Here is a 4,986-nt window from a genome sequence, read left to right as displayed (position 1 = left end):
TTATTATAGATGTTTCTATTGTTTATAAATCTGATTTGATTTCACAATTTGATGCTATTGATATTGTTTTAAAAAATGGAAAACATAAGGTTGAAGTTTCAGATTTAGAAAATAGATATTATATCCAAGAAGCTGTTTACATAAAAAATTATCCAGAAAATAATATATTATCTATTCATTTTAATTTTAGTCCAAATTTTGAAGAATACCTACCTATTTATAGAGAACAAAATTTTGATAGATTTATTCAAAGACATAAAGAAGAATATGATGAAAAAGATTATACTTCAATTAAAAATCAATTAGATCAACAAATTAATGTGGAATTCTTAAAAAGTGTTTATAAACCTATTGAAAGAAAATTTGAAATTAATTTTATGGAAGGCCCTTTTTTTATTGATTAATTATTTTATTAAAGTCACTTAATACTAATCACTCTTTACTAACCACTAATTTCTCATACCCAATCATTAAGCCCACAAATTTACTATAACTTTCTAAACCGTCCTTTTGTTGGTTCATCTTTAAAAAGTTATCATAGAAATACTCAAAAAAAGTATCGATAGGAGTGTGGTAACTTTTCCAAAAGGCTTCATTTTCATCTAAGTTTTTCACCACTCCTTTGTTAAGTTTCTCAAAAAAAGGTTTGCTTTTGCCTTCTTCAATTTTTTCTAAATTTCCTAAACAATAACGTGTGATAAAATTATAAGCGGAATACTGAAAATAGACATCTTCATTTTTTATTGCAGCTAAAAAACCAATAAAATTACACTCACTTTCGCTACCAATACCAGTTTGATGTGCCATTTCGTGACAGGTAGTCATCGGGCAATTGTATTTGGGTTTTAGGGTGTTTACTTGAGCTTCATTGGTAAACGGATTCAAATACCCACCAAAACCCATATAACTTAAAGGGTAACTCAATAACGAACCTTTTATACTTTGATGCTTGTATTGAAACTCTTTTAGGTTCTCGGGCAAATTTTGATAGCCTTTTATCGCTAACGTAAAGATTTCTGCTTCCGTATAGGGAATAACTACTGCTAACGAATCAGTACCCGTAATTTTCTCTTGCAAGGCATTGGTTTTGAGAATCATTTTATTGGTGAATGCTTCTAATTGTGCCAAGGTGTATTCTTTTGGAATACCTAATTTTTTGTTTAATGGAACCCGATAATAATTCAAACCCCATAAAATATTGAAGCAGAAATAGAATATCGCAAACCAACTCATGATGGTTAATCCATTGGTTTTCCAATTTTTAAAAAAGCCTTTTCTGTTTTTCCAAAACCATCTCAATAAAAAAAAGATAAGAATGAAATAAATGACATCTCCAATAGAGAAAGGAATCCAACCCAAACTATTCCTAGAAACAAAGGCAATTTTTGGATATAAACCGTTACTGTACCACTTTTCAACTCCCTCAGGAAATAATGCAATAAGTTTTACAATAAGAATTTGTAGGAGTAAAGAAAGCGGTAGAATATATTTTTTCTTCAAAGCATCAATTTTAAACGTAAATATAATTAGAAATCATTTAGTAAAGCATTTAAACTTTGTAACTTTGGCATGTTAAAACCTTGAAATTATAAAATAACATGAGTCAAGAAGTAAGAAACTTAGAGCCTAAAGCACTTTGGAACAAATTTGCCGATTTAAATGCAGTACCAAGACCTTCGAAAAAAGAAGAGCGTGTGATTGCTTTTATGATGGATTTTGGAAAAAAACTAGGCTTTGAAACCATAAAAGACCAAGTTGGAAATGTCATTATAAAAAAACCAGCCACTCCAGGAATGGAAAACAGAAAAACGATTGTTATGCAATCGCATTTAGATATGGTACATCAAAAGAATAACGATACCGTTTTTGATTTTGATACACAAGGTATTGAAATGTATGTTGATGGCGATTGGGTACGTGCGAAAGGAACTACTTTAGGAGCTGATAATGGTTTAGGAGTAGCGACTATCATGGCTATTTTAGAAAGTACCAATATTCCACATCCTGCTATTGAAGCATTATTTACGATAGATGAAGAAACAGGAATGACAGGAGCTATGGGCTTGCAGGGCGGTATGCTTGAAGGTGAAATTTTACTAAACTTAGATACGGAAGAAGACGACGAAATTGATATTGGTTGTGCGGGTGGAGTAGATGTTACAGCTGTAGCAGAATACGATGAAGAAGACACTCCTGAAGGTTCGGTAAGCTATACGATTACCGTAAAAGGATTACAAGGAGGTCATTCCGGTATGGATATTCATAAAGGATTAGGAAATGCGAACAAAATTATGAATCGCTTGTTATTTGATGGTTTTGATAATTTTGGTTTACAAATTGCAGCTATTAAAGGAGGAAGTTTACGAAATGCAATTCCAAGAGAAAGTGTAGCTCAGGTAATTATTGCCAATGTCTATGATGAAGCTTTCGTTTTTGATATGCAAGACATTATTTCGGAAATCAAAACAGAATTAAAAACTACCGAACCGAATTTACAAATTGTAATTGAAAAATCGGAAACCACTCCTGCTAAAATAATGCCTCCAATGGCACAATATTATTTAGTACGTGCTTTATACACCGCACATAATGGCGTGTATAGAATGAGTGCAGATTTTGATAATTTAGTAGAAACGTCAAACAATATTGCCAAAGTAACTGTAGGTGAAGGAAAATTAAACATTCAGTGTTTGACTCGTTCTTCGGTTGAAACAGCTAAGTTTGATTTAGCAAATGCGTTGCGTTCTGCTTTTGAATTAATGGGTTGTGAAGTGAATTTTTCAGGAAGTTATCCGGGTTGGACACCAAATGCTAATTCTGAAATTTTAGATGTGTTAACCACTATTTATGAAAAACAAAATGGAAGTAAAGCCCATGTAGTAGCTTGTCATGCTGGATTAGAATGTGGTATTTTAGGTACGAATTATCCAGATATGGATATGATTTCTTTTGGACCAACCATTCATGGCGCACACAGTCCAGACGAAAGAGCAAGTATTTCTTCTGCTCAAAAATATTGGAAATTTGTGTTGGAAATTTTAGAAAATATTCCAGTGAAAACTAATTAGTATAAAGTTATTAGTGAATAGCATAAACCTCGTTTGTTTAAAACGAGGTTTTTTTGAGCAATTTATCTAGTTACAGTTATATGTACCACTAAAAGTTTTGTTTTGTGAAAAAAGAGTTCCAATTCCTTCTACAAAAAGATTATAATGAGCTACCCCATTAACAGTATATTTCACTTTTTGATTTGAATTTATAATATTACCACTATTATGTGTATATGACATACCTAATACAAAGCCAGATAACCAAGAAGTTAAGTTAGAACCTTGACAATTTTTAATATTTAATCCGATATTAATAACACCACCTAAAGTAAGATATCTTGAATCAATATAATAATCACCATTTCCACTTGCACCACTACTACTATTCCCTCCGCCTCCTTCACTTTCTTGCATAAAAACGTTTGGTCCTACTGTACTTTCTCCTGTAACAGCATCAATTTCATTAAGATAATTATCCATTTCCTCTATACTGTTAAAATAAATTGGTTCTGGAATATCATTTCTCATGGTATTTAAACTTTCTTTTTCTAAAAAAACATAATCTTTATTGCGCATTTTTAAATGTTTAATTATTGTTTCTTTAGTTAATTCTTGATCATGATTTTCTTTTGTACATGATATTAAGAAAATTGCTGATAAAGTGAAAATTGAGATTCTTAAAAAAATATTTTTCATAAGTTTATTTTAAAAAATTAATACTTTAAATAAATCTGTTGTTAGATGTTATTTGATAAAATTTATGTTTAAATAATTTCTTTCAAACAATTTTAAGTCAATTGAAAGTTTTGACTAGTGTTGCAACAATATTTTTATTTTAATATAAAACTCATTTTTAATAAGACTTGAAATTGTATCCCATTTTGTCTTTTCGAAAATTTTATTTCTTTGGCAAATCTCTTTATTAAAATGACATAAAAAAAGCATAGTATTAGATGTTTTATAAAAAATGTAGTACACATTTTATAAAAAATCTAGTAGTGTTTTTTTATTAAGTGATTGGTTTTTAGTTTTTTGTGTTTGGTATTACTGAGAATTGTCAATGGAGGATAAGAATTGTTTTTTAATCAATTATTATCTGTAATTTTACATTAATAAATTAAAATGAGAAATATGAAAGTAAAGTTTTTATCCTTAAATGCCTTTTCTGAGAATAGTTTAACTATTGGACAAAAGAAAAATATTTTAGGTGGGGAATTAGAAAATTTAGATCCAAATGTGAGAAATCTTCCACCTCCAGATACCAATACAGATACTACGAATGGTCCTGGTATGGGTGATGATGGTGATCCAACTAAAAACAATCCAAAACCTGGAAATCCATAATCTATTCTGTACTATTAATTTTTATAATAAACTGAGCAGGAGAAACACCTGCTCTTTTTTTAAATGATTTAGTAAAGGATACATTATTCTTAAAACCTACACTTTCTGCGATGGCTTGTGTAGAATATTTCCTGTATGTAGGATTATTAATTAATTCTTGGATAGCATAATTAATTTTTAATTCATTTGAATATTCTCTAAATGTCTTTTTAAAGTTTTTGTTTACTATTTGTGATAAATAAGTAGTATTTGTTTTAATTTTCTTAGCTACATTTTGTTGATTAAAATCTTGGCTTAAAAAGTATTTGTTATCTATTAATGTTTTTAGTTTTTCTAATATTTCTTTTTCCTTATCATCATCAATAACCATTTTATGATCCATATTAAAACTAGAATCTATAGTTTTATTTGCTTTAAATTCATTTAATAGTTTTTCAACTTTCTGATTTGCTTTATTTTTCTCATAGTAAAATTTAAATGCAATTATCAATAGAAAAATAAGAATGATAACGACTATTGATTTCCATAAAGAAGTATATAAGTTTTCTTTTTCAATAACTTTTTTTAAGGTTTCAACTTCTTTGTTTATATC

6 protein-coding genes are annotated in these 4,986 nt (G+C 29.0%); 3 read left to right on the top strand and 3 right to left on the bottom strand.

Annotated features, from left to right (window positions below):
* Positions 1–404: hypothetical protein (locus HALO113_RS16200; protein WP_159780182.1), on the top strand; the 404-nt coding region annotated here is incomplete at its 5' end.
* A gap of 28 nt (positions 405–432) precedes the next feature.
* Here the strand turns inward: HALO113_RS16200 and HALO113_RS16195 are convergent.
* The gene (locus HALO113_RS16195; protein ID WP_159780181.1) at positions 433–1,500 is read right to left on the bottom strand and encodes a DUF3810 domain-containing protein; all 1,068 of its coding nucleotides are present in this window, start codon (positions 1,498–1,500) and stop codon (positions 433–435) included.
* A 98-nt stretch (positions 1,501–1,598) separates the two neighbouring features.
* On the opposite strand from HALO113_RS16195, the gene HALO113_RS16190 reads away from it, so the two are divergent.
* Entirely contained in the window at positions 1,599–3,068 is a 1,470-nt protein-coding gene (locus tag HALO113_RS16190; protein ID WP_159780180.1) for an aminoacyl-histidine dipeptidase, read from the top strand.
* Positions 3,069–3,134: 66 nt separating this feature from the next.
* Here HALO113_RS16190 and HALO113_RS16185 read toward each other — a convergent pair whose 3' ends face one another.
* A complete protein-coding gene (locus tag HALO113_RS16185; protein WP_159780179.1) occupies positions 3,135–3,746 on the bottom strand; it encodes a hypothetical protein in 612 nt (203 codons plus the stop codon).
* A 435-nt stretch (positions 3,747–4,181) separates the two neighbouring features.
* On the opposite strand from HALO113_RS16185, the gene HALO113_RS16180 reads away from it, so the two are divergent.
* Positions 4,182–4,394 carry a hypothetical protein gene (locus tag HALO113_RS16180; RefSeq protein ID WP_159780178.1) on the top strand — a complete coding sequence of 71 codons (213 nt, stop codon included), beginning with the start codon at positions 4,182–4,184 and terminating at the stop codon, positions 4,392–4,394.
* Position 4,395: 1 nt separating this feature from the next.
* On the opposite strand, the gene HALO113_RS16175 is transcribed toward HALO113_RS16180, so the two are convergent.
* On the bottom strand, positions 4,396–4,986 hold a 591-nt coding region (locus HALO113_RS16175; protein WP_159780177.1), incomplete at its 5' end, for an AraC family transcriptional regulator.

The sequence above is a fragment of the Flavobacterium sp. 9AF genome, assembly GCF_902506265.1.
Classification (GTDB): domain Bacteria; phylum Bacteroidota; class Bacteroidia; order Flavobacteriales; family Flavobacteriaceae; genus Flavobacterium.
The sequence above is the reverse complement of the archived record's forward strand: the minus strand, read 5'-3'. Positions and strand labels throughout refer to the sequence as shown.